Genomic DNA, 24,475 nt, shown 5'->3' on the forward strand with positions numbered 1-24,475 from the left:
AAATTCCTAATTAAATATGGCCAGCGACGGCGTGCGGAACATAGGCTTCGTCAAGACGGGCCAGTTCGTCCAGCTCAAGCGAGATATCGAGGGCGGCAACGGCCTCCTCCAGCTGGTACATCTTGCTCGCGCCGACAATCGGCGCAGTGACGGTGGGGCTGTGATGGACCCAGGCAAGCGCGATCTGCGCCGGGGTGACCCCGCGCGCCTTTGCGATATCCTGCACAATGGCAAGAATCTCATAATCCGCGTCCTGACCGATCCGCAAGGCCTTGATCACCGTATCGGTGCGGGAGCGGGTGGTTTCCCCATCCGCGCCCTTCTTCTTGTTCCCGGCAAGAAAGCCGCGGGCGAGGGGGGACCAGGGGATAACACCGATGCCCTGATCTTCGCAAAGGGGCAGCATCTCGCGCTCCTCCTCCCGATAGACGAGGTTATAGACATTCTGCATCGAGACGAAGCGGGCCCAGCCGTTTTTCTCCGATATGGAGAGCGCCTTCATGAATTGCCAGGCGAACATGGAGGAGGCGCCGATATAGCGGGCCTTGCCGGCACGCACGACGTCATTCAGGGCCTCCAACGTTTCCTCGATCGGGGTGTCGTAGTCCCAGCGATGGATCTGGTAAAGATCGACATAGTCCGTGCCGAGACGGCGAAGCGAGTCGTCAATGCCATGCATGATATGCTTGCGCGAGAGCCCGCCCGAGAGCGGGTTGTCGCTCATCCGGTTAAAGACCTTGGTGGCGATGACGATCTCGTCGCGCTTGGCGAAATCTTTCAGCGCGCGACCGACGATTTCTTCTGATACACCAAGGGAATACATATCGGCGGTATCGAAGAAATTGATGCCAAGCTCCAGCGCGCGCTTGATGAAGGGGCGGCTTTCGTCTTCGGGCAGCACCCAGTCCCGCCAGTTCGGATCACCATAGGTCATGGTGCCGAGACAGAGTTCGCTCACTTTCAGGCCGGTGGTGCCGAGGCGTTTCAGTTTCATTATTCCCCCCTACAGGATTTTTTCCAGCGCCGTCAGCAGTCTATCGCTATCCGCCTCGTTGTTAAAGAGGTGAGGCGTAATCCGCATGCTGGACCCGCGAACTGAAACATAAATATTCTCCTTCAGCAGGGTTTCAAGAATATTTTTGGGCAAGCCGCCCGCCCGCCGGAGCCCGAGAAAATGTCCGGCGCGCAAATGTTCGGGAAGGGAGGTTAGCCCGAGCCTCTCGCATCGCGCGGTAATATCGCGTGTTTTATGGGTCAATGTTTCCTGGATATTGGCGATGCCCCACTCAAGAAGCTGTTCCAGCGCGGCGACGGCGACCGGCATCAGGGCAAAATTCGCCCGCTCCCCCATATCGTAGCGGCGCGCGCCCGCCTGGTAGTCCGAGCGGTAATCGACAAGGCCCGCGAAATTCTCCGATCCGCCCCGGTTGAGCCAGTTATACTCCAGTGGTTCGCCTTCATGGAATTCCGGCGCCACATACATAAAGCCGAGACTATAGGGCCCGAGCAGCCATTTATAGCAAGCCGTCACCAGAAAGTCCGGTTTGACCCGTTCAAGATCAAGCGGCATTGCGCCGATTGACTGGGTGACATCAAGAACAAGCTTCGCCCCGTTCGCGCGCAATTTCTCGCCAATCGCCACAAGATCGAGGATTGCGCCATCCGTCCAGTGATTATGGGGCAGGGCGGCGATGGCGACGTTCGCATCAATGGCGGCAAGGACGGCGCTCGTCCAGTCGAAATCGGTCGGCGTCGGGACGGTGGTGATTTCGGCGCCCGTTTCCTGCGCGCGTTCCTGCCAGCAATAAACGTTGGAGGGGAACTGCTCGTCAAGCAGGAGGATCTTGTCGCCGGCCTTGAGCGGGAGGTTCCGGGCGGCAATGGCGGTCCCGTAGGAGGCACTTGGCGTTATCGCGATATTGTCCGCGTCCGTGCCGATCAGCCTCGCGAAAAGCGAACGGGCCTTTTCCGATTCGATGAAGAAATCCACCGGCGCAACCGTCCAGGGCAGGGACTTGCGATCGATGCCCATATGCCCGGCGGCGCGCGCGGCCGTGGTCAGCGGGCCCATATAACCGCAGTTGAAATAGGCGATTGTCTCCGGAATATCGAAAAGGTGGCGTTGGCTGGGGATCATGAACAGGCCCTCGGGATTTAGAATGCACCCCGCATTTTCCCAATCCCCACCCCCTTTGACCAGCCCTTTATTGTCACAGCGACAATTCCGCTGGATTGCGGCTTTTCTCCCGGCCATGACGATAAGGGTATGTCTTGCGTTACTATCATGAATTGAGGATAGTTGTATGCATGGAAGATGAGGAATACAGCAAGGCAGTTTTTTATACGCGGCTTTTTGCATTTATAGCGTTGATGATCCTTTTCGGATTTATTTGCCGTCAGCTTTTAAAAGATATCTATCTTTGGGTAATAGCTTTAAAGGAAGGACCCGCGACTTTTATTGTGGGAGTTATAGGTTTTGGGGGGCTAATAGGAACAACATTCTATAACGGTTTTGTTCAACGCAAACTCCAAGAAAATGAAAAAATTATTCAAGCAAGAAACAACGCAGTCATATTGGATTCCGAATCAATTTAAAGGTTAGCAGGAACAAAATCATTTTTAGAGGATATTAAAAAAATCGAGCTAAACAAGTTAGCTACTAATGGACCTGGTTCCATTCGACTTCACAGTGATATCTTTGTGAAATTTTCTTGCGTAACCGATCCGAAATATTTGGCAGGTCTCTCTCTAGATACTGTGAGACAGACTTATTTAGTAACTAAATCAATTTCCACTCTGGAGACAGTTTCTGGGGTACTCGTTGGTGAAAACTGCACGGATCGCAATGAAGTTCGGAAGCTTTTTATTGAACAGGCTGAACGCGTCATTTCTCGATTTGAAGAACTTTTGAGTATGTTACATAAAGATTTTGATTTGTATTAAAACCATCGATTCTGTCTCTTCTGGAAAACTGGCGGTCGGTTTGGGAATATTTTCGCGACCTACAGACCTGCCCGCCGCGATAATCCGGCAAATTGTCGCAGTGCAAAAATTCCCGTTGACATCGTCCTCGATTTTTTGTCTATGAACGGCGGGCCACATCCCCCCACCGGGATGCTCTAGACTGGAAGGTTTAGTTTATTATGACAGTACAAATGCGTCCGGAGAGACGCCCTAACTCTCCCTTGTTTTCATCCGGCCCTTGCGCGAAGCGCCCCGGATGGTCCCTTAAAAATCTTGAAAATGCGTTTCTCGGCCGGTCCCATCGTGCCGGCGAGGGCAAGGCCAGATTGAAGGCCGTGATCGATCAGCATCGTGCTCTGCTTGGCATTCCCGATGGCTACAAGATCGGCATCGTGCCCGGCTCCGACACCGGCGCCGTGGAAATGGCGCTCTGGTCGATGCTGGGCGCGCGTCCCGTCACCATGCTCGCCTGGGAAAGCTTCGGCTCCGGCTGGGCGACTGACGTGGTCAAGCAACTCAAGCTGAAAGATGCCGAGGTGATCACCGCCGGATATGGCGAGATCCCGAACCTCGCCGCCACCGACTGGAGCCGCGACGTCGTCTTCACCTGGAACGGCACTACCTCCGGCGTCCGCGTTCCCAATGGCGACTGGATTTCCGAGACCCGCGAAGGCCTCGCGATCTGCGATGCGACCTCCGCCGTGTTCGCCATGGAACTCCCATGGGAGAAACTCGATGTGGTCACCTGGTCCTGGCAGAAAGTGCTGGGCGGGGAGGCGGCCCACGGTATGCTGGTTTTAAGCCCGCGCGCGGTCGAACGGCTGGAAAATTACACACCGGCCTGGCCGCTCCCGAAAGTTTTCCGCATGACCAAGGGCGGCAAGCTGATTGACGGCATCTTCAAGGGGGAGACCATCAACACCCCCTCCATGCTCGCGGTTGAGGATGCGCTGGACGCGCTCCAATGGGTCGAGAGCATCGGCGGCGTCAAAGCGACGATCGCCCGCACGGATGCCAATGCGAAGGTGATTTCCGACTGGGTCGCGAAAACCGGCTGGGTCGATTATCTAGCAAGCGATCCGGCGATCCGTTCCACCACCTCGGTCTGTCTCAAGATCACCGACGACTGGTTTACCGCACTTTCCGAAGAGGATCAGCCGAAAGCGGCGAAACAGCTTGTTGCGATCCTTGAGAAAGAGGGCGCGGCGCTCGATATCGGGCATTACCGGGACGCACCGGCAGGTCTTCGGATCTGGGCGGGCGCAACGGTGGAAACCGCCGATCTTGAAGCCCTGATGCCCTGGCTCGACTGGGGTTACGCGACGCTTAAAAACACATTCCAGAAATAATCCTGAACAAAGGATCGATACAATGGTCAAAGTCCTTATCTCTGACAAGATGAGCCCTCGCGCCGTGGAAATTTTCCGCGAACGGGGCGTAGAAGTAGACGAAAAACCCGGCATGACGCCGGAAGAGCTGAAAGCCTGCATCGGCGACTATGATGGTCTCGCCATCCGGTCCGCCACCAAGGCGACCGCCGAGATAATCAAAGCGGCCAAAAACCTCAAAGTCATCGGCCGTGCCGGGATTGGCGTGGATAACGTCGATATTCCCTCGGCGACGGCCGCGGGTATCTGCGTGATGAACACGCCGTTCGGCAATGCCATCACCACCGCCGAGCATGCCATCGCCATGATGTTCGCACTCTCGCGGCATATCCCGGCGGCCAATGCCTCCACCCAGGCCGGCAAATGGGAGAAGTCCAAATTCATGGGCGTTGAGCTCTATGGCAAGACGCTTGGCGTGATCGGCTGCGGCAATATCGGCTCTATCGTCGCGGATCGCGCCGTCGGGCTCAAGATGAAGGTCGTTGCCTATGATCCCTTCCTTTCGCCGGAACGGGCGACGGAAATCGGTGTCGAGAAGCTGGAGCTTTACGAGCTCTTCGCCCGCGCCGACTATGTTTCGCTGCATACGCCGATCACCGACAGCACCCGCAATATCATCAATGCGAAGAATATCGCCAAGATGAAAGAGGGTGTGCGCATCATCAACTGCGCGCGCGGCGGTCTTGTTGTCGAGGCGGACCTGAAAGCGGCGCTGGAATCGGGCCATGTCGCGGGGGCGGCGCTCGACGTTTATGCGGTTGAACCGGCCAAGGAGAATATCCTGTTCGGTATGGATAATGTGGTGACGACGCCGCATCTTGGCGCCTCAACCGACGAGGCCCAGGTCAATGTCGCGATCCAGGTCGCCGAGCAGATGTCCGACTATCTCCTGCTCGGGTCCGTCACCAACGCCCTCAACATGCCGTCGGTCTCGGCGGAGGAGGCGCCAAAGCTGAAACCCTATATGCAGCTTGCGGCTCAACTCGGCGGCTTTGCCGGACAGGTGACCGAGAGCGGTATCAAGAGCGTGCGTATTGAATATGAAGGCGCGGCGGCGGGCCTGAACACCAAGCCGCTCACCTCGATTATCATCCAGGGCCTGCTTGCGCCCCTGATGGACAGCATCAACATGGTCAATGCACCGGTGGTTGCCAAGGAACGCGGTATTGACGTCACCGAGAGCTATAACGACCGCGAGGAGGACTACCAAACCCTCATCCGCCTCTCGATCACGACGGAGCACCAGACCCGCGCCATCGCCGGCACGCTCTTCGGTGATAACCGGCCGCGCATCGTCAATATCAAGGGCATCAACATGGAGGCCGAACTTGGCGAACATATGCTCTATGTCACCAACCAGGACAAGCCGGGCTTTATCGGTGCGCTGGGCTCGGTGCTGGGCGACGCGGGCGTCAATATCGCGACCTTCCATCTCGGCCGCCACAAGCTGGAAGGTGAGGCCATCGCCCTGATCGAGATAGATTCGGAACTGTCGCCGGCGACAGTCGAGGCCGTGCGGCAGCTGCCCCATGTGGCGCAGGTCAAGCCCCTCAAATTCTAGGGTTCTAACACGGAAATCCGCGCCAATTGGCGCCCTTGGAAAAGCGGCCGTGAAAATCGGCCGCTTTTTCGTTGTTCTGGTTGGCGGCGGCAAGGAAATATGCTTTATAGGCCCCCGTTATGAATGACTATTCTGAAAAAGGCCTATTGCCCGCCGGCCTGGCGGATATGCTTCCGCCTGCTGCGGCGCGCGAAGCAAGGATTAGCCGTACCCTGATGGAAGTGTTTGCGGGCAATGGCTATCAGCAGGTCAAGCCGCCGCTCATCGAATTTGAGGAGCATCTGCTGGAAGGCTCCGGCGCGGCGCTCGCCTCCAAGATGTTCCGCGTCATGGACCCGGTCTCGCACCGGATGATGGGTATCCGGACCGATATCACGTTGCAGATCGCCCGCGTTGCGACCACCCGCATGAAACAGGATCCGCGCCCCTTGCGGCTGTCCTATTCGGGTCAGGTTCTGCGCGTCCATGGCTCCCAGCTCCGCCCCGAACGGCAGTTTGCCCAGACCGGCGTCGAGTTGATCGGGCCGGAGGAAACCACGGCGGATGCGGAGTTGATCCTGCTTGCGCGCGAGGCGCTGAACGCGCTTGAGGTTCGGAATTATTCCATCGACCTGACCCTGCCGACCCTTGTGCCGACCATTTGCGACGGGCTCGGCATCGATCCCGGCGTCGCCGCCTCGGCGCGCGAGGCGCTGGATCACAAGGACGCGGCGGCACTCGAAAATTATGACACCCCGCTTGCCGATATCCTTATCGCGCTTCTGAAAACCTCCGGTCCGGCGAAGGGCGCGATTGCCGCCCTTGAAAAGATCGCGCTTCCCGACGCGGCGGCGGCGCAGGTGGCGGCCCTCAAGCAGGTTGTCGCGCAGCTGGAAAAATCCGCACCCGATTTGATGCTGACCATCGATCCGGGTGAATTCCGGGGCTTCGAATACCAGACCGGCCTCAGCTTCACCGTGTTCGCACGGGGCGTCCGCGGGGAACTTGGCCGGGGCGGGCGTTATCGGCTGATGGACGGTGAACCGGCCTCCGGATTTACGCTCTTTCTCGACAGCCTGATGCGCGCCGTGCCCCGTCGGCCCGCCGATGACCGGCTGTATCTTCCCTTCGGTACCGAGCTCGAGACTGGCTTTGCGCTCCGTCAGGAAGGCTGGAAGACGGTGGTGGGCCTGTCGGCGGAGGCGGATATCGCGGCGGAAGCGCGGCGGTTGCAGTGCGGGCAATATCTCGGGCCGGACGGCATCAAGAAACTCTCCTGAACTAAACAGACTTGAGGACAGAGGATTATGGCGAACGTAGCAGTGGTGGGTTCCCAATGGGGTGACGAGGGCAAGGGCAAGATCGTCGACTGGCTGTCCGAGCGTGCAGACGTCGTCGTGCGCTTTCAGGGCGGACATAACGCCGGCCATACCCTTGTCGTCGACGGAAAGGTCTATAAACTCAGCCTGCTGCCGTCGGGTATCGTGCGCGGCGGCAAGATTTCGGTCATCGGCAATGGCGTCGTCGTCGATCCCTGGGCGCTCGTGAAGGAGATCGAGACCGTGCGCGCGCAGGGCGTCACCGTCGATCACACAACCCTCAAGATCGCCGAGAATGCAACCCTGATCCTGCCGCTTCATGGCGAGCTCGATGCGTTGCGCGAAGATGCCAGCTCCGCCGTCAAGATTGGCACGACGCGCCGTGGCATCGGTCCGGCCTATGAGGACAAGGCGGCGCGCCGCGCGATCCGCGTCTGCGACCTGACGGATACGGAGCTGTTGAAACGCAAAATCTCGACCCTGCTTGATCACCATAATGCGCTCCGCAAAGGGCTCAGCGCGCCGCTCGTGGACGGCGACAAGTTACTCGCGCAACTCCTTGAAATTGCACCGAAAGTGCTTGAGTTTTCCGATATCGTCTGGCGCCGCCTAGACGAGGCGAAAAAGGCCCGCAAGCGCGTCCTTTTCGAAGGCGCGCAAGGGGCGATGCTGGATAACGATCACGGGACCTATCCCTTCGTCACTTCTTCCAACACCGTTGCCGGGCAGGCGGCGGTTGGCAGTGGCGTCGGTCCGGGTTCTATTAATTTTGTTCTTGGCATCACCAAGGCCTATACGACGCGGGTCGGTGAGGGGCCGTTCCCGACGGAGCTGTTTGACGAGGTCGGCGAAGGGCTCGGCGCGCGCGGCCGCGAGTTTGGCGTCGTTACCGGGCGCAAGCGCCGCTGCGGCTGGTTCGATGCGGTGATGGTCCGCCAGACGGTGAAGACCGGCGGGATTACGGGCATTGCGCTGACCAAGCTCGATGTGCTGGACGGCATGGATGAGCTGAAAATCTGCGTCGGCTATGAACTGAACGGCAAGAAGATTGATTATTTCCCGTCGAACATGGCGGATCAGGCGGCGGTTAAGCCGATCTATGAAACCATGGCCGGTTGGAGCGAGAGCACCTTCGGCGCGCGCAGCTGGGCGGACCTTCCTGCAGAGGCTGTTAAATATATCCGTCATGTCGAGGAACTGATCGAGGCGCCGGTGGCGCTCCTCTCCACAAGTCCGGAGCGCGAGGATACCATCCTCGTGCGCGACCCGTTCGAGGACTAGAACTGCACCTCTGACGCCGGGCGGCGTGCTTTGCGGCCCGGCATGGCCCTGCCGGTCTCCTCTCATACCAAAAACGTCCGGAAATAGGGCCGGTCCCGCCGCCGCCGGGCTGGTTCTCGCGACGACCGTGATATGGCTGCTTGCAGCGCGGAAACCTGCGGTGCCGACATGCCGAAAATGGTCATAATTTAACCCCATCTTAACGCTGATTTGCGACATTCAGTCATTGAATTAGACGGGAAAGACTGAAGTCGGGCACATATGTCACTTGCCGAGAAAATGGATATGCCGCCGGAATCGGTGCCGGCAGGCAGTGGAGGAATGCTGGAAGGCAGGTTCCGTATTGACCTTTCCCGGCCGGTCGACTTCCTTCAGGGCGGCGTCAATATGGCCGTTCAGGCGGCGGATATGCAGGATCCATCGCAGGAACGTTTCGCTGTCGTTTCAACCCCTTATAGCTCTTACCGTCGGCAAATCGCGCAACTGATGATGGAAAGCCGCATCCCGGGGATGATTGATCTCCTGGCGCGCGGAACGGTTCGGTTTTCCGAGACCGACGTCCGCTATGTATCGGTTTTCGATCTGCCGAGGGGAGGCCGGCTTTTCACCGACTCCGAGGGTGCGATCGCCGAGAATCTGGTGCTCGACTACGTGCTGCCGCCTGTCAGTGCCGCCCTGTTGACCCTGCATCGCGCCGGATTGACCCATCGTGCCATCCGCGCGGATAATCTTTTTTTCGCCGATGCGGAACGCAGTCAGGTGATCGTCGGCGAGGCAATCACGACGGCGCCGGGATCGCTCCAGCCCGACGTCTACGAGCCGCAGGAAAGCGCGTCGGCGCATCCCTATGGCCGCGGCGACGGCACGCCGGCGGACGATATCTATGCCGTCGGCATCCTGATGCTGCATCTTCTGACCGGCCGGCTGCCGGGCGCGGATATGAGCGCGGACGAGATTTATCGCGGCAAACTCGGGCAGGGAACATTCGCGCTTCTCGCCGAGGATTTGGACCTGTCCTCGCGCATCAGCGATGTTCTGGCAGGCCTGCTTCATGATGACCCAAAACGGCGCTGGAATGTTGAAACGCTCATCAACTGGCGGGATGCCATCAAGGAATCGCCGAGGCGCGGGCGCGGGGACCGGCGTGCCTTTTCCAAAATCCTGTTTGACGGGGAGGAGTATAACTCGCCGCGCCTGCTTGCCCATGAGATGACGAAACGGCCGAAGTCGGCGGTGGAACTTCTGCAAAGCGGCCGGCTGGAGAAATGGGTGCGGAACTCGCTCCGCGACGAGGACGCCTCGAAGGAGATATCTCATATCCAGAGCAGCTCGGCGGGCGCGCCGCGCGGACAGAAACGCAACGGGACGACGGCGGTGACGCAGGCGACGCGCCTTCTCGACCCTGACGGTCCTTTGTGGTACCGCAATGTTTCTTTCACCCGGGGCGCCATCGGCAACCTGATGCTGCAGGCCTATCAGCTCGACGATACGGAAATGAAGAAGTCGATCGCCGAGCTGTTCGAGAGCGGGCTGCTGCTGACCATGGCCGTCTCGGAGATACGCGAAAACAAGGAAAAACGCGCGGAATGGATGTCCGAAAGCGCCATTTCCAACTGTTTTGACTATATGAAACGGAGCCGCGACCTCGGCTACGGGCTGGAACGGTGCCTTTATGAGTTGAACCCGGTCACGCCCTGCCTAAGCCCTCTGGTGCTTGGCTCCCATGTGAAGAACGTCCCCGATTTCCTTACGATCGCCGAGAAGAAGCTTGTTTCCGCCAACGGGCAGGGCAATCCCTTCGACCGTCACGCGGCTGCCTTCATCGCCAGCAAGTCGAAGGGGCTCGACAAATATCTGAAAACATTATCCTATCATGCGCCGGGCAGCGTGCCGCATACACTTGTGCAGCTCAAACTCTTTGCCAAACTCCAGGCTGTCGCTCATCCGGCCCCGCTTCCGGGTTTCGCCGCCTGGGCCGAGGAAATGCTGAAGCCGGTATTCGCCAAGATCCGCTCCCGCCTGCGCCGGGAAGTGATCAGCCAGCGCTTCAAGGAAGCGAAGAAAAGCGGCAATCTTGAAACGATCCTCACGGCGACGGATATCGAACGGCAGATCGCCGCGGATTCGCGCGAATATGAGAATGCGCTCGCGACCGCCACGCAAGCGGACCAGATGGCCGCCTTTCTCGCCAACGGAACCGAACATCGCCGCGCCGCCGCCAATCACTACGGGGCCTGGATCACCTCGGTTCTTTCGGTGACGTCGCTGATTACCAGCATGGTGCTGTCCGCGCTTTACTTCATGGGATAGGAATATGGCAAAGGATACGAAAAAAGCGGCAGCAAAGACGGAAAGCAAGGTCGGCCAGAATATCGCGATCTTCTGGCTGTTGATACTTTCCGGGCTTGGGATCGTTTTCATTCCGCCGACCATGATCGTTATCTTTGCCGGAATGATCCCGAGCCTTGTGGCGATTTTGCTGAATACCGAACGGACAGGCGGGATCGCGACGATGATCTCCTTCAATCTTGCGGGTGTGATCCCGGTTGTCGGCATCCTGTGGGAGCGGGGGCAGACCTTTAGCGAGGCCCTGAAGATTCTCTCCGACGTCTATATGTGGCTTGCCATGTTCGGCGGGGCGGGGCTGGCGGTTTTCCTCACCTGGGCCGTGCCGGTCGTCGTTTTCTCCGCCTATGAGCTGCAGGCCAAGGCGAATATCGCGAAATTGCAGAAGCGGCGTGCCAAGCTGATCGAGGAATGGGGCGGGCAGTTCGTCGCCGACATGAGAGACATCCCGAAAGCGCCGCAATAATCTCATTCCCGGCGTCATGTTGAAGGACTGGAAATAATGCGCTCCTTTGGGCATAGTTCCGCGATACAAAAACCGCAACAAGGAAAGCTAAAAATGACGGGACATGTTTACTGGATCTTCGATTTGGAGATCAGGGACGGGGCGTATGACAAATTCGAAGCGCTGATGGGGGAGATGATCGCCGCGACGAAGGCGGACGAGCCGGGCGCGCTCAACTATGAATGGTCGGTGAGCGAGGACAAGAAAACCTGCCATATTCTGGAGCGGTTCGAAAATTCCGACGCGGCGCTGATCCATATGGGTAATTTCGGCAGCAAATTTGCGGCTCGCTTTATGGACGTGCTAACGCCCAGAAAAATGACTGTCTATGGGGACCCGTCGGAAAAGGTGATGAAAGGACTGTCACGGATGGGTGCGGTTCAAATGCCGTCGGTCGGCGGCTTCTCCCGTTAGAGACAAAAAAGGCGCCGCGGATAGTCCCGGCGCCTTTTCGGTTGTTTGGCGGAGGCGGCGTCAGTTCAGCCGTTCTTCCATTACCTTGGATTTCATCGCCCGCTGCAGCTTCTCGAAGGCCCGCACCTCGATCTGCCGGACGCGTTCGCGGCTGATGTTGTAATGCTGGCTGAGTTCCTCAAGCGTCAGGGGCTCGTCGCGCAGGCGACGCTCCGTGAGGATATGCCGCTCCCGCTCATTGAGCACGTCCATTGCCTTCTCCAGCATGGCGCGGCGGCTTTTCAGCTCCTCATTTTCGGCATAGACGGTCTCCTGGTTCGGGGTTTCATCCTCGAGCCAGTCCATCCATTCGCCTTCGCTTTCGGCGCGCATCGGGGCGTTCAAGCTGTGATCCGGCGCCGTCAGGCGGCGGTTCATGCTGATCACCTCATCCTCGGTCACGCCGAGCTTCTTCGAGATGGTTTTCACCTGCTCCGACGTCATATCGCCTTCGTCAATGGCCTCGATCTGGCCCTTGATCTTGCGAAGGTTGAAGAACAGCTTCTTCTGCGCGGCGGTCGTGCCCATCTTTACGAGCGACCAGGTGCGCAGGATATATTCCTGAATGGCCGCGCGGATCCACCACATGGCATAGGTGGAGAGGCGGAAGCCTTTCTCGGGCTCGAACCTTTTCACGGCCTGCATCATGCCGACGTTGCCTTCCGAGATCAGCTCGGCGATCGGCAGGCCATAGCCGCGATAGCCCATGGCGATTTTTGCGACCAGCCGGAGATGGCTCGTCACCATTTTATGCGCGGCCTCGGTATCGCCGTGATCCTTCCAGGCTTTCGCCAGCATATATTCCTCATCCGCTGGCAGCATGGGGAATTTGCGAATTTCCTGCAGGTAGCGGGACAGGCCGCCTTCCGGCGTCAGGACGGGTAAAGATTGCGTACTCATGGTCAGGACCCTCTCTATCTAGTGGCACCCGGTTTTTGTCGTCTTATACGCCCAAAAAACGGGCCCGGATTATTCCTGTCTACAGGGAAACCGTGGCATTTCTGTGTTTTTTGGGCGTTATCCCCGGAATGCCTTGATCAGTTCCCTCAAGTCAGATGGTAAATCTACCTCAAATTTCAAGCGTTTGTCTGTGACGGGATGCACAAAACCGAGGGTTTCGGCATGGAGGGCCTGCCGACTGAAATTCATGATGATTTTCTGCCTGTCTTCGGGCAGCGCGCTGATGCGGCTGCGCCTGGGACGGCTGTAGAGTGGATCGCCGACAAGTGAGTGGCCGATATGGGTCATATGGACCCGAATCTGATGCGTACGGCCGGTCTCGAGCTCGCAAGAGACAAGCCCTGCGATATCGCTGAAATTCTCCTCCAGGCGATAGTGGGTGAGGGCGCTTTTCCCGCCTTTTGTCACCATCGCCATGCGCTTGCGGTTATGCGGATCGCGCCCGATATTTCCCTCGATCTCGCCGCTCGGCGGATAGACGCGGCCCCATACGACGGCCTTGTAGCGGCGGTCGATATCATGGGCAGCGAAAAGATCGGCGAGGCCCTGATGCGCGGCGTCGTTCTTTGCGACCACCATCAGGCCGCTGGTCTCCTTGTCGATGCGATGAACGATGCCCGGGCGCTTGACGCCGCCGATGCCGGACAGGCTGTCGCCGCAGTGCGCCAGCAATGCATTGACCAGGGTGCCGGACCAGTTGCCGGCCGCCGGATGCACCACCATGCCCGCTGGCTTGTTGATGACGATCAGATGCTCATCCTCAAAAACGATATCAAGGGGGATATTTTCAGGCTCCGGTTCGCCCGGAACGGCCTCCGGCACCGTCACCCTGTATATATCGCCCGCCCGCACCTTGCGGGACGGATCGGTCACCTGCACCGCATCGAGTTCGACCATCCCCTCCTTGATCAGCGGCTTGATCCGGCTTCGCGAAATGTCGGAAAGGGCGCCGGCCAGCAGGCGGTCGAGCCGCGTACCCTCATCGGCGGTTGAAACTTCAACTTGATGTTGACCCTCATTGGATGGCATACAAATGAACCAGATTACCTTGAATACGTGTAGGGTGCCGTCATGTCAGACCAATCGGATCAGGATCCCGGTCCAAATCTCACCTTGTTGAAATGGGTTGTCGGGATTCTCGGCTTCCTGATCGTCCTGTTTGCCGGCATCATAGCGGTTACCATATTTGCCCGCCTGACAGCAACGGAAACCGAAACACCGCCGATGGAGGACGAAGCCGCCCTCCCGGCGTCCCGGGGCGCGCCGCTTGCGGTGTTCGGCGATATCCGCCTGCCGATCCCGGACGATATGGATGTGCTGGCCCTGACCCCGTCGCAGGAGCGGCTGTTCGTCACCCTCGGGACCGAAGGTGCGGCGCGGCTCATTCTGGTGGTCAGCCTGAATGACGGCCGGGTTCTTGGCAGCTTCAATCTTGAAAAAGATGGCATACAATAAGAAATAGACCGTTCCGCGATGAAACGGACGGTGAAGGGAGGGGGCTGCCGCCATGGTGAAGACCGGAAATCTTGTGAATTTTGCAAGCGATAACGCGGCGCCCGTGGCGCCGAAAATCCTTTCCGCGATCCAGAAGGCGAATGGTGGCGCGATGCCGAGCTATGGCAACGATCCGCTCACCAAGGGGGTCGAGGACAAGCTGAAGGACATATTCGAATGCGATCTGCGGGCCTTTCCTGTCGCCACGGGAACGGCGGCGAATGCGCTCAGCCTCAGCGTCATGGTCCCGCCCTTCGGCGCGATCTACTGCCATCGTCTGGCGCATATCGAGCAGGATGAATGCGGCGCGCCGGAATTCTATACCAATGGCGCGAAGCTTGTCCCGCTCGACGGTGACGGCGGCAAGCTCGCGGCGACGGAGCTCGAGCGGGTTATCGCATTGGCGGGGGCGGGCTATGTGCATCATGTGCAGCCTGCGGCGATCTCGATTACGCAGGCGGGCGAATGCGGCACAGTCTACCGCCCCGACGAGATTGCCGAAATCGGGCTCGTCGCCCAGAAACACGGCCTCGGCCTGCATATGGACGGCGCGCGTTTCGCCAATGCGCTCGAATTTCTCGGCTGCGCGCCCGCCGATATCACCTGGCGGGCAGGGGTCGATGTGCTGTCTTTCGGGGCAACGAAAAACGGCGCGATGGGCGCGGAAGCGGTGGTCTTCTTCAATATGGAGCGGGCGCGGGAATTCGAGTTCCGCCGCAAGCGCGGCGCGCATCTCTTCTCCAAGATGCGCTATCTCTCCGCCCAGCTCGATGCCTATCTTACCGACAATCTCTGGCGGAGCCTCGCCGCGAATGCCAATCGGCAAGCTGCGCGGCTCGCCGCCGGTATCGCCAATACCCCGGGCGCGAAACTTCTCTATCCGGTTGAGGCCAATATGATCTTCGCGAGGTTGCCGGAGGTTGCGCTGGAATGCCTCGCGGTGTCCAACATCCTCTATTACCGGAGCGGGCAGGACAGGGAAGGGAATGTCCGGCTTGTCACCTCCTGGAACACGAGCGAGCATGACATTGATCATCTCTTAAAGGTAATTGCCTGAAAATAGCGGTTTTTTCCGAAATTTTTTACCGCAGGTTTGATTTCGCGGCCGCCAGCCGCTATTCAGGGCGGAGGCAATTCAACGGAATCGACGGAGCGGGACCAAAGTGCAGGGTATCCAGGATTTATGGGAGATCGTCAAAGACGTCTGGCAGGAGGGCTATGCGGGAATTGATTTCAGCTCGCTGATCATCGCGCTCGGGATCATCGCGCTTGCACTGATGGTCCGCGGTATCTTCACCCGCTTTGCCATCAACCGCATCATCGCCTACGCGCAGCGCTCCGACAGCAAGGTCGACGACGAACTGGTGCTGGCGCTGAAAGGACCGATCCGATTCATTCCCGTGGTGATCGGCGTCTATTTCGCGCTGGAAGTCCCGGAATTCGGCGATGATCCGGAATTTTCCGCGGCCGCCGGCAAGATCGTCCGCTCCCTCATCGTCTTCAATATTTTCTGGGCTCTCTATTGCTCGGTCAATCCGCTGACCTTCCTTCTGGGCAAGCTGGAGGAGCTGTTCTCGGCCGAGATGGTCGGCTTCCTCGTCAAGATCATGAAGGGGATCATCGTCGGCCTCGGCGCGGCGACGATCCTGCAGCTCTGGGGCATCCAGGTCGGGCCGATCATCGCCGGTTTCGGCATCGTCGGCGTCGCCGTGGCGCTGGGTGCGCAGGACCTGTTCAAGAACCTGATCAGCGGCTTCCTGATCCTTGCCGAGAAACGCTTCAAGGCCGGTGACTGGGTGCTGGTCGACGGGGTTGTCGAGGGGACGGTCGAGAATATCGGCTTTCGCTCCACCACGATCCGCCGATTTGACAAGGCGATCACCATCGTGCCGAACGCGACCTTCGCTGACCGGGCGGTGACCAATTTCACCGAGATGACGCATCGGCGCATCTACTGGAAAATCGGCGTTGAATATTCGACGACGGTGGCACAGCTTCAGCAAATCACGGACAAAATCCGCGCCTATCTGCTCGGCAACAAGGATTTCGCCCAGCCGGACGAGGCGCTGATGTTCGTCGTTACCGACAGCTTCAACAACAGCAGCATCGATATCATGATCTATTGCTTCACCAAAACGACGAAATGGGGTGAATGGCTCGATATCAAGCAGGATTTCGCCTATGCCATCAAGGCGATCGTCGAACAGGCGGGCACCGGATTTGCCTTCCCCTCCATGTCGATCTATCGCGGCATCGGCGCGGCGGAGCCCGATCCATTCATTCCGCCGGAGGGATACAAGGACGGCTATGCCCTCTCCAACGGGGGGGACGGCTACGGCAACGCCTGATTAGGGTCTTGAGTCTGGGTTTTCGGCGTCTTGAGGATGATATATTCGAAGAGACCGGCGGTTTCGCTGTGTTTTTCAAGGAGATAGCCGCTGACATCGCAGAAATGGCGGAAATCGATGATCGAGGCCGGGTCCGTCGCATGAACCTTGAGCCGCTCCCCCTCCTTTAGCGACTTCATCGCTTTTTTCGCCTTCAGGACCGGCAGCGGGCAGCTCAGGCCCGTGGTATCGAGAAAATGCGGGGTTTCAGCCATTTTGCCTTCATTTCTGTGGGTTTGACGGGGTTCCAACGGCAAGATAACCTTCTGCAATGCGCATCGCAACTTATGATTTTCCGCGCTGTCGCCGTCATCGAATTAACCTTTTCTACACTCTATTCTGACAAAATTCGCCTCTAGGGTCCGCCCTATGGACTTACGGAATTTGATGTGTGCAGTTAAAGACAAGGTGACGATGCGGAACCGGATGGGTCATCCGTCGGAAATCAATCCCGACTACTTTAACCAGGGCAGAGCAACGGACGAGAAAAAGCCGTATCCTGCGTCGGGTGAGGTGAAGCATTACGAAATCGGCGAGGCCACGAGTTTCCTAAGACCCTTTGGCAAGACCTACCACGAAGCCCTTGAAAACCTTATCACCGGCAGTATCCAGATCATCGGTCTGGACGAGGTGAAAGCGCGCTATGCCGAGCAATGGGGCAACATCAAAAGAAATGTCATGGAAATCGCCGAGGCCTTCATCAGCCGCAAGCTGGATCGCCATGATATCTTCGTTCCGCTCGATGAGGGGCATTTTGCGCTGCTGTTCGCCGATGCGACGCGCAAGCAGGCGCTGGAACGCTCCAAGGCGATCGCGCAGGACCTGGTGAACAAGCTGTTCGGCGAACTTCCGGGCGGCGAGTTGATCTCCGTTGAGGCGGCGATGCTCAAAATCGAGGATTTCGAAGGCCTCGACAAGATTCGCTCCCTCGAAGGACTGGTCAAATGCTTCCGCGAGGCGATCGTCAAGGCGCAGACGCGGGAGGAGCGCGACTTCCAGGAACGCGAGATGGAACTCTCCGTTCGCTTTCGTCCGCTGATAAATCGCCGCAAGGGATTTATCGGCATGTATGAGGCGGTGAGCATCAAGGAAGCCGAAGGCAAGCAGGAAGACGTGGCCTCCGATGACCCGCTTTTCAACGGCTCGCCCCGCCTGCGCGCCGAGATGGATTGCGTGATTCTGCGGGAGGCCGGGAGTTTCATCGAAAAGCTTGGCGCCCAGGGCAACAAGCCGGTGATTTTCCTCTCCGTTCATTTCGAGACGCTGGCCAACAGTTACTTCCGGAGCAAATACGCCCGCCTTCTTGCGGCGCTGCCCAAATATACGGAACGCCATGTCCTCCTCAATGTGCAGGATATCGCGCCGGGCGTGCCGAACAGCCGCTATCGCCAGATTTTCACCTCCCTGCGCCAACTCGTGCTGGGTTTCACCTTCGAGGTCGGGCCCAGCTGGAACGAATTCGGCGCCATTCGCGATTTGCCCATTCTTGCCGTCACGCTCTCCGGGCATGAGAGCCTGCAGATTTCGGAGATCGAGGGATTGTTCGAGCGGGCGAAGAAGAACGGATTGAAATGCATCTGGCGCTCCGTCGATAACGATGCGCTGGCGCGTGCCGCCTTCAAGATGCAGGTCGATTATGTCAGCGGACCGATTTTCGGCGCGGTCCAGACCGCCCCCGCCAAGCCCTTTTCCCTGCCAAAATAAGCCTTGGGCCAGACCCCTAGGTCCGCGTCAGCAACGCCGCCATCTCGACATGCGGTGAAAAGAGGAACTGGTCGACCGGCTGCACCGGGCCGAGGCTGTATCCGCCATCGATCAGCGTTTTGACATCCCGCGCGAATGTGATCGGATTGCAGGAAATCGCCATGACTTTGGGGATGTCGCTCTTTGCGATTTCCTCGGCCTGCACCTTGGCGCCGGCGCGCGGCGGATCGAACAGCAACCCGTCATAGGCATTGAGCTCATCGGCGATCAGCGGCCGCTGGAACAGATCACGGGTCTCCGAGGTGACGGGAAGGATGGCCCGGTTGGCGGCGGCCTGTAGGGAGGCCGTCAGTTCCGCATCCCCCTCCACCGCATGGACGCGGGCGGCCCCGGCGAGGGGGAGGGAGAAGGTGCCCGCCCCGGCAAAGAGATCGGCAATCTGGCGCGCGCCGTCAAGGCCCGCCATCGCCGCCGCAATCAATACCTGTTCCCCGGCTTCCGTCGCCTGCAGAAAGCCGCCGGGGGAAAGCGCCACGGTAATGTCGCCAAGATGAATGTCGGGGCTGCGGATCGTCGCGATCACCTCGGGCAGGCTGCGGTCCGTCTGCCGCCAGGCGAGGCGGGCGAGATTATGGGTGCCTGCGAACCCGGCAAGCGCCTCGCGCATCTCCAGACCGAGATCGATTTTGGCGGTGATCATCAGATCTATGCCGGTCTCCGTCGCGGTTGCCGTAATCTTCGCCTCGCTGTTGCGGGGCAGCAGGGCGGGCAGCGCCGCCCTGAGTGGTTTGACGAGCGCTAGCAGTTCCGGCGCGATCAGCGGGCAATCACCGACATCGAATATCTGGTGGCTCTTGCGCAGGTGATAGCCGATCATCACCCCTTTCTTGCGTTTCGCGGCGATAAACTCGACGCGGCGGCGGCTCGCCAAGGGGCTGGTCATTGTGGGCCGCACATCGGCGTCCTCGATCCCGGCGCGTGCAAGGCAATCAATGATCCGCCGGCGTTTCCATTCCGCCGTGAAGGCCGGGGTCAGATGCTGCAACGCGCAGCCGCCGCAGGTGCCGAAATGACGGCAGAGGGGGGCGGTGCGATCCGCTCCCGCCTCAAGAAGATCGCCGAGCTCCCCAAGCGTGCCGTTGCCGCGCGCCTCCACCGCCGTTGCGGTCACGCGATCGCCGGGCGCGGTGAAGGGGACGTACCAGGTCTCGCCGCCCTGAACGGCGACGCCGTCGCCGCTCGCGCCGATATGATCGATGGTGAGGTCAACGGTCATGGTGGGCTCCAATCAGGAATTCAAGATTACCGTCGCTGCCGAGGATCGGGCTCTCGATCGTGCCGAGCGACGTCCAGCCGGGGCAGGCATTGATCCAGCTTTCCAGATCCACCGGCACGCGGCGGGCAAGCGCCTCATCGCGGACGATGCCGCCCTTGCCGACATTGCCCTTGCCGACTTCGAACTGTGGTTTGACGAGGGCGATCAGATGCGCGCCAGGGGCCGCGAGGGCGAGCGCCGCGGGCAGCGCCTTTGCAAGCGAGATAAAACTGACATCGGCGACGATGAGATCGAGCGGATCGGGGATGTGATCGCGGGTGAGGTCGCGGGCGTTGGTTTTTTCAAGATTGATCACGCGGGCATCCTCTGCGATCAGCGGGTCAAGCTGGCCATGGCCGACATCGACCGCATAGACGCGTTTTGCGCCTCTCTCCAGCAGGACCTGAGTGAAGCCACCGGTCGAAGCGCCAATATCGGCCGCGATCTTGCCCTCCGCGCCGATCCGGAAATGATCGAGGGCGGCGAGGAGTTTCTGAGCCCCGCGCCCGACCCAGTCCGTCTCCGGCTGATCGACGGTGATCTCCATCTCCGCCGTGACCTTGCGGTTCGCCTTGGTCGTGACGCCGCCATCGACGTAAACCCGACCGTCCGCAATCAGGCTCTGCGCTTTTGCGCGGCTCTTCACAAGATCACGGGCGACGAGCGCGAGATCAAGCCGATGCGGGGACTCTGTCATGTCAAATGCCTAGATGGCGGAGATATTCCGCTGTTTTGCCTTGCCGGAGTGGAGGGCGGTGAGGGCCGCCTCGACAATCTGTCCGTGATTGACCCCGGCCTCTTCATACATATCCTCAATTTTCTGCTGATCGATAAAGATATCTTTCATGCAGAGCGGCCGAACCTTCAGCCCTTCGTCCAGCAGGCCATTCATGGCGAGGAATTGCATCACATGGCTGCCGAAGCCGCCAACGGCGCCTTCCTCGACGGTAATCAGCACCTCATGGCGGGCCGCGAGATTTCTGATCATCTCTTCATCGAGGGGCTTGCAGAAGCGCGCGTCGGCAACGGTGGTGGAGATCCCCTTGGCCTCCAGTTCCTCCGCCGCGAGCAGGGCTTCCTTCAGGCGCGTGCCGAAGGACAGGATGGCAACCTTGTCGCCCTCCTTGATCATCCGGCCCTTGCCAATGTCGAGGATTTCGCCTTTTTCCGGCATCTCGATGCCGACGCCTTCGCCGCGCGGATAGCGAAAGGCGCAGGGCCCGTCGTTATAGGCGGCGGCGGTCGCCACCATATGCTTCAGCTCCGCCTCGTCCGCCGGGGCCATGACCATCATGTTGGGAAGCGTCGCCATATAGGTGATATCGAAGGAGCCCGCATGGGTCGCGCCGTCGGCACCGACAAGCCCGGCCCGGTCCATGGCGAACCGCACTGGCAGATTCTGGATCGCGACGTCATGGACCACCTGGTCATAGGCGCGCTGCAGGAAGGTCGAGTAGATCGCAACGAACGGCTTCAGCCCTTCCGTCGCCATGCCGGCGGCGAAAGTCACCGCATGCTGCTCGGCGATGCCGACATCGAAGGTGCGGTCCGGAAATTCCTTTTCGAACAGGTCGAGGCCGGTCCCGTCCGGCATGGCGGCGGTGATGGCGACGATCTTGTCGTCCGCCTTCGCCTGCTCGATCAGGCTTTGCGCGAAAACCTTGGTATAGGTCGGGGCGTTCGGCGTCGCCTTCGCCTGGGCGCCGGTGATCACGTCGAACTTCGAAACACCGTGGTATTTGTCCGGCGCGGCCTCGGCGGGCGGATAGCCCTTGCCCTTTTGCGTGACGCAATGGATCAGGATCGGCCCGTATTTCGATTCCCGTGCGTTTTTGAGGACCGGGATCAGATGTTCCAGATTATGCCCATCGATCGGCCCGACATAATAAAACCCCATCTCCTCGAACAGGGTGCCGCCGGTCATCATGCCGCGGGCGAATTCCTCGGCCCGGCGCGCCGTGCGTTCCAGCGGATCGGGGAGGAGGGAGGCCACCTGTTTCGCCAGCTCGCGCAGGCTCCGGTAGGGCTTGCCCGAGAGCAGGCGGGAGAGATAGGCGCTCATCGCGCCGACCGGCGGGGCGATGGACATGTCATTATCATTGAGGATGACGATCTGCCGCGCATCCATGGCGCCGGCATTGTTCATCGCCTCATAGGCCATGCCGGCGCTCAGGGCCCCGTCGCCAATCACCGAGATCACATTGTTATGTCGTCCCTGCAAATCACGCCCGACCGCCATGCCGAGCCCAGCGGAAATCGAGGTTGAGGAATGGGCCGCGCCAAAGGGGTCATAATCGCTTTCGGCCCGCTTGGTAAAACCCGACAGGCCGCCCGGCTGACGCAGGGTGCGGATGCGGTCGCGCCGCCCGGTCAGGATCTTGTGCGGATAGCATTGATGGCCGACATCCCAGATCAGCCGGTCCGTCGGCGTGTTGAAGACATGATGAAGCGCGACCGTCAGCTCGACCACGCCAAGGCCCGCGCCGAGATGCCCGCCGGTCACCGAAACCGCGCTGATCATTTCCTGGCGGAGTTCGTCCGCCAGCTGCTTCAACTGCGGCAGCGTCAAATCCCGCATATCCCGTGGATATTTGACGGTGTCCAGCAACGGGGTTTCCGGTCTCTTGGTCACTTTACTTACCCATCCTCAGTTGCGGCGCTCAATCGCGAAGCGCGCCGCATGTCTTAACAAGTCGGCCTTCGGCCCGAAAATCTCCAGATGCTTGATCGCCTGATCGACCAGCATGGCCGCGTGGATGCGCGCTTCCTCAAGCCCCATCAGCGATACGAATGTCGCCTTGCCCGCGGCCGCGTCCTTTCCGGTCGCCTTGCCCATTTCCTCAGGGCTGCCTTCGGCATCCAGTATGTCATCTGCAATCTGAAAGGCCAGCCCTAAATCATGGGCGTAGGCCTTAAGCGCCTGCTGCTGTGGCGGCGATGCATGGCCAAGGATTGCCCCCGCCTCGCAGGCGAAGGTAATCAGCGCGCCCGTCTTCATTTGCTGCAGGCGGGTGATGGTCACGATGTCGATATCGTCATCGCCCGCATACATGTCCATGGTCTGGCCGCCGACCATGCCGCGCGCGCCGATCGCTTGGGCGAGACTGCCCGCAAGCTTGATGCGCACTTCGGCGGAAGAATGGGTCTTCGCGTTGGCGATTATCTCGAAGGCGAGGGACTGCAGCGCATCCCCGGCAAGCACCGCCGTCGCCTCGTCGAATTTCCGATGCACCGTCGGCAGGCCGCGCCGCAGATCGTCATCATCCATGCAGGGCAGGTCATCATGGATGAGAGAATAGCTATGGACCATCTCGATCGCCGAGGCGACCCGCGTCGAATGCAGGCGCGGAACCGAGAAAAGGTCGGCGGCCTGGATCACGAGAAGCGCCCGCAGGCGCTTGCCGCCCGACAGCACCGAATAGCGCATCGCTTCGTAAAGCTGTCTTTCCAGCCCCTCGTTGAGTGGCAGAAATTCGCGCAGTTCCCTGTCCATCAATTCCGCTGTCTGACGGAGGGCCTTACTGAAATCATCTTCCATGTAAATGTCTCAAATCCGCACTGCGCATGATTATTCGATGTCGGCCGGCTCGGTGGACAGGGCGCCATTCCGGCCGACAATCTTGTCGACCCGCTCCTGCGCGTTCCTCAGCTTGGCGTCGCAATGCTGTTTGAGATGCGATCCGCGGGTATAGATTTCGATCGACTGGTCGAGGTCGACCTGGCCGGAATCAAGCTTTTCGACAATCTGTTCCAATTCTTTCAGAGCCTCTTCGAAGCTCATCTTGGCGATATCGTCCGGGATTTTTTGGCTATTCGGATCAGACATGTTTACTCCTTTGCCATCTTATACCCTTCTCCTAGGCGCGGAGCAATGCTTTCACATGGGCATCGACGCCGTCTGCAAGGCCTTCAAGATCGTAGCCTCCCTCCAGCGCCGAGACGATGCGGCCTTTCGCATGGGTATCGGCGATTTGCACAAGTTTTCGCGTGATCCAGGCATAATCGCTGCCGGTCAGGCTGAGATTGGCCAGCGGGTCCTTGGCATGCGCGTCGAAGCCCGCCGATATCAGAAGAAGCTCCGGGCGGAAGGCCGAAAGCGCCGGCAGGATCACCTCGTCATAGGCTTCGCGGAATTCCTTCGGCCCGGCGCCGGCGGCAAGCGGGACATTGACGATATTGCCAACGCCTGTTTCCGTTACCTCCCCGGTGCCCGGATAGAAGGGCGCCTGATGGCTGGAGGCATAGAACATGCCGGGATCGGTCCAGAAAATCGCCTGGGTCCCGTTGCCGTGATGCACGTCAAAATCGACGACGGCGATCCGCTCAAGGCCATATTGTTTGCGCGCGTGATAGGCCCCGATGGCGATATTGTTATACAGGCAAAAGCCCATGGCGCGGTCGGCCTCCGCATGATGGCCGGGCGGGCGGATGGCGCAGAAGGCATTCGCGGCGGGCTCCGTCATGACGACATCAACGGCGGCGACCACGGCGCCAACGGCGCGCAGCGCCGCCATCTGCGATCCCGGCGACATGGTGGTGTCCGGATCGAGATTGATGATCCCGGCCGCGGGCGCACGGGCGGCGACGCCGTTGATATGGGCCTCCGTATGGGCAAGCGCCAGATGCTCGCGCGTGCCGAGCGGGGCCTCTTTACGGACCAGGTCGGGGAAATTATCCGCATCCAGCTGATGCAGAACCGCGCGGACCCGGTCGGCCCGTTCCGGATGCCCCGCACCCGTATCGTGAAAAAGGCAATCGCGATGACTGAAAAGATAGGTTGTCATAGGCTGACGATCCCGGTTTTATCGTTTAATCAATT

Annotated in this window: 23 protein-coding genes; 12 read left to right on the forward strand and 11 right to left on the reverse strand. The window is 59.5% G+C overall.

All coding sequences use genetic code 11. From position 1 onward, the window contains the following. Positions 1 to 10: 10 nt before the first annotated feature. Entirely contained in the window at positions 11 to 994 is a 984-nt protein-coding gene (locus GQF03_RS07200) for an aldo/keto reductase (RefSeq protein ID WP_161338561.1), read from the reverse strand. 9 nt (positions 995 to 1,003) lie between these two features. Further along, positions 1,004 to 2,137, reverse strand: a complete 1,134-nt coding sequence (locus GQF03_RS07205; protein WP_161338563.1) for an aminotransferase class V-fold PLP-dependent enzyme — start codon at positions 2,135 to 2,137, stop codon at positions 1,004 to 1,006. A gap of 170 nt (positions 2,138 to 2,307) precedes the next feature. On the opposite strand from GQF03_RS07205, the gene GQF03_RS07210 reads away from it, so the two are divergent. The 8 genes from GQF03_RS07210 to GQF03_RS07245 all read left to right on the forward strand — a co-directional run bounded on the left by GQF03_RS07210 (position 2,308) and on the right by GQF03_RS07245 (position 11,757). Next, the gene (locus GQF03_RS07210; protein ID WP_161338564.1) at positions 2,308 to 2,595 is read left to right on the forward strand and encodes a hypothetical protein; all 288 of its coding nucleotides are present in this window, start codon (positions 2,308 to 2,310) and stop codon (positions 2,593 to 2,595) included. Between the two features lie 548 nt (positions 2,596 to 3,143). Continuing rightward, complete coding sequence (locus tag GQF03_RS07215) at positions 3,144 to 4,313, forward strand: phosphoserine transaminase (protein ID WP_161338566.1); 1,170 nt, start codon at positions 3,144 to 3,146, stop codon at positions 4,311 to 4,313. A gap of 22 nt (positions 4,314 to 4,335) precedes the next feature. Next, complete coding sequence (gene serA / locus GQF03_RS07220) at positions 4,336 to 5,913, forward strand: phosphoglycerate dehydrogenase (protein WP_161338568.1); 1,578 nt, start codon at positions 4,336 to 4,338, stop codon at positions 5,911 to 5,913. A gap of 119 nt (positions 5,914 to 6,032) precedes the next feature. Then, a complete protein-coding gene (locus GQF03_RS07225) occupies positions 6,033 to 7,172 on the forward strand; it encodes an ATP phosphoribosyltransferase regulatory subunit (RefSeq protein WP_161338569.1) in 1,140 nt (379 codons plus the stop codon). Positions 7,173 to 7,199: 27 nt separating this feature from the next. After that, complete coding sequence (locus GQF03_RS07230) at positions 7,200 to 8,492, forward strand: adenylosuccinate synthase (protein WP_161338570.1); 1,293 nt, start codon at positions 7,200 to 7,202, stop codon at positions 8,490 to 8,492. A gap of 261 nt (positions 8,493 to 8,753) precedes the next feature. Then, a complete protein-coding gene (locus GQF03_RS07235; RefSeq protein ID WP_161338572.1) occupies positions 8,754 to 10,802 on the forward strand; it encodes a protein kinase family protein in 2,049 nt (682 codons plus the stop codon). A gap of 4 nt (positions 10,803 to 10,806) precedes the next feature. Beyond that, entirely contained in the window at positions 10,807 to 11,304 is a 498-nt protein-coding gene (locus GQF03_RS07240; RefSeq protein WP_161338574.1) for a hypothetical protein, read from the forward strand. Positions 11,305 to 11,397: 93 nt separating this feature from the next. Continuing rightward, positions 11,398 to 11,757 carry a putative quinol monooxygenase gene (locus tag GQF03_RS07245; protein WP_161338576.1) on the forward strand — a complete coding sequence of 120 codons (360 nt, stop codon included), beginning with the start codon at positions 11,398 to 11,400 and terminating at the stop codon, positions 11,755 to 11,757. A gap of 60 nt (positions 11,758 to 11,817) precedes the next feature. Here the strand turns inward: GQF03_RS07245 and rpoH are convergent, their stop codons facing one another. Together rpoH and GQF03_RS07255 are read right to left on the reverse strand one after the other, a co-directional pair. Further along, positions 11,818 to 12,696: an RNA polymerase sigma factor RpoH gene (gene rpoH, locus GQF03_RS07250; RefSeq protein WP_161338578.1), complete on the reverse strand. Its 879-nt coding sequence runs from the start codon at positions 12,694 to 12,696 to the stop codon at positions 11,818 to 11,820. A 117-nt stretch (positions 12,697 to 12,813) separates the two neighbouring features. Further along, on the reverse strand, positions 12,814 to 13,785 hold the full coding sequence (locus tag GQF03_RS07255) for an RluA family pseudouridine synthase (RefSeq protein WP_161338580.1): 972 nt from the start codon (positions 13,783 to 13,785) through the stop codon (positions 12,814 to 12,816). 42 nt (positions 13,786 to 13,827) lie between these two features. Here GQF03_RS07255 and GQF03_RS07260 point away from each other — a divergent pair, with 42 nt between their 5' ends. From GQF03_RS07260 to GQF03_RS19100, 3 genes are all read left to right on the forward strand, one after another. After that, positions 13,828 to 14,211 carry a hypothetical protein gene (locus tag GQF03_RS07260; protein WP_161338582.1) on the forward strand — a complete coding sequence of 128 codons (384 nt, stop codon included), beginning with the start codon at positions 13,828 to 13,830 and terminating at the stop codon, positions 14,209 to 14,211. 52 nt (positions 14,212 to 14,263) lie between these two features. Continuing rightward, positions 14,264 to 15,307: a threonine aldolase family protein gene (locus GQF03_RS07265; protein WP_162858443.1), complete on the forward strand. Its 1,044-nt coding sequence runs from the start codon at positions 14,264 to 14,266 to the stop codon at positions 15,305 to 15,307. Positions 15,308 to 15,413: 106 nt separating this feature from the next. Then, positions 15,414 to 16,598 carry a mechanosensitive ion channel domain-containing protein gene (locus GQF03_RS19100; RefSeq protein WP_161338584.1) on the forward strand — a complete coding sequence of 395 codons (1,185 nt, stop codon included), beginning with the start codon at positions 15,414 to 15,416 and terminating at the stop codon, positions 16,596 to 16,598. Here GQF03_RS19100 and GQF03_RS07275 read toward each other — a convergent pair. After that, positions 16,583 to 16,852 carry a sulfurtransferase TusA family protein gene (locus GQF03_RS07275; protein WP_161338586.1) on the reverse strand — a complete coding sequence of 90 codons (270 nt, stop codon included), beginning with the start codon at positions 16,850 to 16,852 and terminating at the stop codon, positions 16,583 to 16,585. The two genes, GQF03_RS19100 and GQF03_RS07275, sit on opposite strands and share 16 nt — an antisense overlap. A 172-nt stretch (positions 16,853 to 17,024) precedes the next feature. On the opposite strand from GQF03_RS07275, the gene GQF03_RS07280 reads away from it, so the two are divergent. Continuing rightward, complete coding sequence (locus GQF03_RS07280) at positions 17,025 to 18,341, forward strand: EAL domain-containing protein (protein ID WP_161338588.1); 1,317 nt, start codon at positions 17,025 to 17,027, stop codon at positions 18,339 to 18,341. A gap of 16 nt (positions 18,342 to 18,357) precedes the next feature. Here GQF03_RS07280 and GQF03_RS07285 read toward each other — a convergent pair whose 3' ends face one another. The 6 genes from GQF03_RS07285 to GQF03_RS07310 form a co-directional block, all read right to left on the reverse strand. After that, a complete protein-coding gene (locus tag GQF03_RS07285; protein ID WP_161338590.1) occupies positions 18,358 to 19,617 on the reverse strand; it encodes a class I SAM-dependent RNA methyltransferase in 1,260 nt (419 codons plus the stop codon). Next, a complete protein-coding gene (locus tag GQF03_RS07290; protein ID WP_161338591.1) occupies positions 19,607 to 20,353 on the reverse strand; it encodes a TlyA family RNA methyltransferase in 747 nt (248 codons plus the stop codon). The genes GQF03_RS07285 and GQF03_RS07290 overlap by 11 nt, the downstream gene beginning before the upstream one ends. 9 nt (positions 20,354 to 20,362) lie before the next feature. Next, positions 20,363 to 22,234 (reverse strand): 1-deoxy-D-xylulose-5-phosphate synthase, encoded by a 1,872-nt coding sequence (gene dxs / locus GQF03_RS07295; RefSeq protein ID WP_240958760.1) that lies wholly within the window; start codon positions 22,232 to 22,234, stop codon positions 20,363 to 20,365. Between the two features lie 69 nt (positions 22,235 to 22,303). Continuing rightward, complete coding sequence (locus GQF03_RS07300) at positions 22,304 to 23,194, reverse strand: polyprenyl synthetase family protein (RefSeq protein ID WP_161338593.1); 891 nt, start codon at positions 23,192 to 23,194, stop codon at positions 22,304 to 22,306. A 30-nt stretch (positions 23,195 to 23,224) separates the two neighbouring features. Then, positions 23,225 to 23,482 carry an exodeoxyribonuclease VII small subunit gene (locus GQF03_RS07305; RefSeq protein ID WP_161338594.1) on the reverse strand — a complete coding sequence of 86 codons (258 nt, stop codon included), beginning with the start codon at positions 23,480 to 23,482 and terminating at the stop codon, positions 23,225 to 23,227. 31 nt (positions 23,483 to 23,513) lie between these two features. Beyond that, positions 23,514 to 24,440 carry a histone deacetylase family protein gene (locus GQF03_RS07310; protein WP_161338595.1) on the reverse strand — a complete coding sequence of 309 codons (927 nt, stop codon included), beginning with the start codon at positions 24,438 to 24,440 and terminating at the stop codon, positions 23,514 to 23,516. Positions 24,441 to 24,475 lie beyond the last annotated feature (35 nt).

This window comes from Sneathiella chungangensis (assembly GCF_009882935.1).
GTDB lineage: Bacteria > Pseudomonadota > Alphaproteobacteria > Sneathiellales > Sneathiellaceae > Sneathiella > Sneathiella chungangensis.

Bases quoted from the DNA above. Each gene is read 5' to 3' on its own strand.
- GQF03_RS07280 (WP_161338588.1), top strand. From the start codon at position 17,025: ATGTGTGCAGTTAAAGACAAGGTGACGATGCGGAACCGGATGGGTCAT.
- GQF03_RS07215 (WP_161338566.1), top strand. From the start codon at position 3,144: ATGACAGTACAAATGCGTCCGGAGAGACGCCCTAACTCTCCCTTGTTT.
- GQF03_RS07305 (WP_161338594.1), bottom strand. From the start codon at position 23,482: ATGTCTGATCCGAATAGCCAAAAAATCCCGGACGATATCGCCAAGATG.
- GQF03_RS07225 (WP_161338569.1), top strand. From the start codon at position 6,033: ATGAATGACTATTCTGAAAAAGGCCTATTGCCCGCCGGCCTGGCGGAT.
- GQF03_RS07245 (WP_161338576.1), top strand. From the start codon at position 11,398: ATGACGGGACATGTTTACTGGATCTTCGATTTGGAGATCAGGGACGGG.
- GQF03_RS07200 (WP_161338561.1), bottom strand. From the start codon at position 994: ATGAAACTGAAACGCCTCGGCACCACCGGCCTGAAAGTGAGCGAACTC.
- GQF03_RS07290 (WP_161338591.1), bottom strand. From the start codon at position 20,353: ATGACAGAGTCCCCGCATCGGCTTGATCTCGCGCTCGTCGCCCGTGAT.
- GQF03_RS07285 (WP_161338590.1), bottom strand. From the start codon at position 19,617: ATGACCGTTGACCTCACCATCGATCATATCGGCGCGAGCGGCGACGGC.
- rpoH (WP_161338578.1), bottom strand. From the start codon at position 12,696: ATGAGTACGCAATCTTTACCCGTCCTGACGCCGGAAGGCGGCCTGTCC.
- GQF03_RS07230 (WP_161338570.1), top strand. From the start codon at position 7,200: ATGGCGAACGTAGCAGTGGTGGGTTCCCAATGGGGTGACGAGGGCAAG.
- GQF03_RS07235 (WP_161338572.1), top strand. From the start codon at position 8,754: ATGTCACTTGCCGAGAAAATGGATATGCCGCCGGAATCGGTGCCGGCA.
- GQF03_RS07205 (WP_161338563.1), bottom strand. From the start codon at position 2,137: ATGATCCCCAGCCAACGCCACCTTTTCGATATTCCGGAGACAATCGCC.
- GQF03_RS07255 (WP_161338580.1), bottom strand. From the start codon at position 13,785: ATGCCATCCAATGAGGGTCAACATCAAGTTGAAGTTTCAACCGCCGAT.
- serA (WP_161338568.1), top strand. From the start codon at position 4,336: ATGGTCAAAGTCCTTATCTCTGACAAGATGAGCCCTCGCGCCGTGGAA.
- GQF03_RS07210 (WP_161338564.1), top strand. From the start codon at position 2,308: ATGGAAGATGAGGAATACAGCAAGGCAGTTTTTTATACGCGGCTTTTT.
- GQF03_RS07240 (WP_161338574.1), top strand. From the start codon at position 10,807: ATGGCAAAGGATACGAAAAAAGCGGCAGCAAAGACGGAAAGCAAGGTC.
- GQF03_RS07265 (WP_162858443.1), top strand. From the start codon at position 14,264: ATGGTGAAGACCGGAAATCTTGTGAATTTTGCAAGCGATAACGCGGCG.
- GQF03_RS07275 (WP_161338586.1), bottom strand. From the start codon at position 16,852: ATGGCTGAAACCCCGCATTTTCTCGATACCACGGGCCTGAGCTGCCCG.
- dxs (WP_240958760.1), bottom strand. From the start codon at position 22,234: ATGCGGGATTTGACGCTGCCGCAGTTGAAGCAGCTGGCGGACGAACTC.
- GQF03_RS07300 (WP_161338593.1), bottom strand. From the start codon at position 23,194: ATGGAAGATGATTTCAGTAAGGCCCTCCGTCAGACAGCGGAATTGATG.
- GQF03_RS07310 (WP_161338595.1), bottom strand. From the start codon at position 24,440: ATGACAACCTATCTTTTCAGTCATCGCGATTGCCTTTTTCACGATACG.
- GQF03_RS07260 (WP_161338582.1), top strand. From the start codon at position 13,828: ATGTCAGACCAATCGGATCAGGATCCCGGTCCAAATCTCACCTTGTTG.